At 65.0% G+C, this 618-nt stretch carries 1 protein-coding gene; it reads left to right on the plus strand.

Annotation, left to right across the window (positions count from 1 at the left end):
- Window positions 1-163: 163 nt before the first annotated feature.
- Window positions 164-618, plus strand: a 455-nt coding sequence (locus tag APY03_RS08535) for a DUF3577 domain-containing protein (protein ID WP_157103390.1), incomplete at its 3' end; no start/stop codon positions are given.

Genomic DNA, 618 nt, shown 5'->3' on the forward strand with positions numbered 1-618 from the left:
GTTCCCACTGCGTGACCGAGCCAGCTCGCACCGCATCCATCCGCGAGCGGCCACCAGCCTCTGGTGGCGGATGCTTTCGCCTTATCAACCCACCGCGGGGTTACGCACCTTCCCCGCATGCGTGGGCCGGTGTGTCTCCGCTTCATCCCAATGGAGATTCACCATGAACACCACGTCCAACGAGAAATCGTATTTCGACCTCCACACCTCGGGCATCGGCTACATCCAGCGTGTCCGTGAAGTGCCCGTCCGGGGCGGCCGCCGTGCGCAGCCTTTCCTGGCATGCACCATCGCCGCGCTGGTCGGCCCCGCCCGGGACCCCAGCTACCGCTACTTCGACGTCAAGGTCTCGGGTGCCGAGGCCAAGAAGCTCGTTCAGCGCTACATCGGCGTTGACGATCCCAAGCAGCGCCCGCTGGTGCGCTTTCGCCTCGGTGACCTGTGGGGCGATGCGTACATCCGCGACAAGGGTGAGCAGAAGGGTCAGGCCGCCGCGTCCCTCAAGGCGCGACTGCTCAAGGCCGAACTGATCGACCGGGCCGAACTGGCTTCGATCGAGCAGCACGAGCTGATCACCCGCGGCATCGGCTATCTCAATCGTGTGAAGGACGTCACCCC

The organism is Variovorax sp. WDL1 (assembly GCF_001541225.1).
Lineage (GTDB): Bacteria > Pseudomonadota > Gammaproteobacteria > Burkholderiales > Burkholderiaceae_C > Variovorax.